Raw genomic sequence first — 3080 nt, forward strand, 5'->3', positions numbered from 1 at the left:
AAAAAGACCTCAAAAAACCAATCTTGCCGCTTGTTTTTTTTCGCCCTTAATTGTACGTTTGTTAAGCGCCTTAAAATAATAAGGTATAGCCCACTATACTTTACAAAAAATCATATCCCCGAAAAGGGTATATAATTTTCTGTAAAGTGCGGGTGCTGCGCAGCTAAAAAGAGAAATAAAAAAAATGGGATTTGCCGTCTTTCACATCGAAAAAATAACCACCGGTGCCAGCAGTTTAGGCGCACACATTGACCGTTCACCTGGTCAAGAGTACACCTATAAAAATGCTGATCCGGAGAAGCTTCAGGAAAACGTCCATCTGACTTGCGGTAAATTCAACACGATGAAGCTTAACGAGGCCATTGATCTAAGAATTAAAACAGCATACACCGGCACAAAAGCGATAAGAAAGGACGCTGTCAAGGGTATGAGCATTGTTTTGACCGGGAGCCATGACCAAATGAAAAATATATTTAGCAATGAAAACAGCAGAAATGCCTGGCTAAATGAAAATATCAAATTTATAAAAGAGGAATTTGGAGGGGAGAACGTCGTTCGCTTTACCCTCCATATGGATGAAAAAACACCTCATGTTCACGCAGTTGTGGTTCCGCTCACTAAAGATGGCCGATTAAGCGCAAAGGAGGTGATGGGGGATAAAACTGCCATGAGTGAAAGACAAACCCGATATGCGGACAAAATGAAGCCATTTGGCTTAGAAAGGGGCATTATCGGTTCTAAGGCCGTTCACAATTCGGAAGGATGGTATTTAGGCCAGCAAAAGAAAGAACAGGAAGCTGTTTTAAGCCAAATACCGCCCTTAACTTTTTTAGATAGGATAAGTCCAACAAATTACATAAATAAGCTCACAGAGGGCTTAAAATTAGCCGCAAAACAAAAGAAAGACGCTGAAATGATAGCTCATTCCAGAACTGAAAATTTAAAAGTGGTCAATGGTCTTATTGAAATCAATAAGAAAGTTGCAGAAAAAGATCTTCAAAAAGTAAAAGGCGATTTAGCCTTAAGCGAATTTAGATTCAAAACTATGGCGAAAGTGGTCTTTAATAAAGCTCTTTCTCCAGAGGAAGAAAGTTATTTTTCGGCTCTTAAAGAAGGATTAGAAAAGGTATCTCAAGAGAACCAAATTAGGAACGATTTATCCAGCAACCAAAATCAAGGTTTTAAGAGGTAAATTGACCCTAAATAAAGAGCTAAGAAGCAAATCCCGTAACTACTTGATTATCAGTATACCATTTATTTGAGTTTCAAATAAATTTTATTTGAGGTAGATATGTTTCGTATTTGAAAAAAAGGCTTTTTTCAAATAAATTTTATTTGTATGTTTGATTAATAAAATTTGAAAAACATGGAAAAACCAAATAGTTGGTATTTGAAAAAAGGTGTATTCGAAAAGTATACCACCAACCCATTTATAGAAAAAAGCATTGAAACGATACAGAAAAACAGTGTTGTTAAAAAGCAATATATGAAAGGGGATAAGGGGGTAGAAACTTCGATAATTAACCAGGATGCCGAAATAGTTGGCCAGTCTGTTTTTGTTAGGCTAGTTGAAGTTGATGAAGATAAATTTGCAAAGCTTTATTTGAATGAACTCGGCATTTTATGGGATATGAAAAAGCCTGCATTAAAGCTGTTTTCATACATAATGACAGTTTTAAACCCAAACAGCGATGAATTTTATTTAAGCAGCACAAAAGCTGGAGAATATACCGGATACAAAACGGTTACTGCCATCAATAATGCCTTATCCCAGCTATTAGACCTTGGAATAATAGCAAGAAACGTCGAGCCAAATTGGTACTTTATAAATCCTTTAATTGTGTTCAATGGAAGTAGAGTGACATTTGCTAAAACATATATTAAGAAGCAAAAAGCAAGGCAAGTAGATAAAAATCAGTTGAATTTACTTGACACAATAGCACACGAACAGGCATAGCTTAAAGTTTTCTAGTATGGGCTGATCTAAATAAACTTTAGCCATGCATAGATTAATGCTGTAATAAGGGGTATAACCCAGTTTAAGATATCTTTTAATGTGATCTTTTCTTTTTGTGTCTGCGGAATTTGTTGTTTTCTCATTTTCGTTTTCTTATAAATACTTCTTCAAGTTTAAATCGCTAAAAAATATTTCGAAAGGACAGGATAATGACCTTCAAGCCAAAATTACCGGTATAGGCATGGGCTGACAAGCAACCATAATTACCAAGACACGCTAATAAGTTCCATAGGTAATTAGAAGAATTGAAATGATAAACGACAAGTGATGTCCGAGCCAAAAAGGGGCTTGCGTGCTTCGCCACGCTAGGTTTTTACGACATATTCGGAGTAGCTCATGCCCGGAAACCTCGGGGCGCAGGGGCAGAGCCCCGCACTAAATACAATACCGCTTTATTGAATCCCGCTGGGATTCGAACCCAGGACCATTTACTTAAGTGTGTTAGTTCGGACGGGACTCGAATCCAAGACCTAACAAATGAACTAAATAGGCGTGCTGCGCACTAGTTTTTATGATAGGTTTTTTGGCATGAGCTACTCCGAATATGTCGGTCAATGGCTTCCAGTATTATTATCGTTGCTGCTATTTCTTCACTACGATCAGGGAAGGACAGACTTGCTATCGATAAAAAAGGAAGGGCAAAGTTGATTATAGAACTTACTGCTTTGAGGGGGTTGAATTTAGATCTGTTCATATAGCTAGATATTATGAACAGCAAAATTAATTCATCTAAAACGCCTTTTGTTGACCCAACTAGGTCAGTAGATAGCTAGTCCTTATTGAGAAATTTGCGCCAAAAAAAAAGACCAGGCTAACTAAATACCCTGGTCTAATTTTTTCGACTATTCGTCGTAGCACCCCTTATCCCTAGGAGTTGCTCCTCAGCATTGCTCTTACGTTTCAGGGGATAATCAAACGTACAAAAAAGACCTCAAAAAACCAATCTTGCCGCTTGTTTTTTTTCGCCCTTAATTGTACGTTTGTTAAGCGCCTTAAAATAATAAGGTATAGCCCACTATACTTTACAAAAAATCATATCCCCGAAAAGGGTATATAATTTTCT

Annotated in this window: 2 protein-coding genes; both read left to right on the plus strand. The window is 37.1% G+C overall.

All coding sequences use genetic code 11. The features are described 5' to 3' along the window. Positions 1 to 184: 184 nt before the first annotated feature. The gene (mobV, locus tag ACR2F7_RS14330) at positions 185 to 1192 is read left to right on the plus strand and encodes a MobV family relaxase (RefSeq protein ID WP_432714232.1); all 1008 of its coding nucleotides are present in this window, start codon (positions 185 to 187) and stop codon (positions 1190 to 1192) included. Between the two features lie 174 nt (positions 1193 to 1366). Next, positions 1367 to 1957, plus strand: coding sequence for a hypothetical protein (locus ACR2F7_RS14335; protein ID WP_432714233.1), 591 nt, complete (start codon positions 1367 to 1369; stop codon positions 1955 to 1957). Positions 1958 to 3080 lie beyond the last annotated feature (1123 nt).

Origin of the sequence: Pedobacter sp., assembly GCF_045628745.1 — a bacterium.
Lineage (GTDB): Bacteria > Bacteroidota > Bacteroidia > Sphingobacteriales > Sphingobacteriaceae > Pedobacter.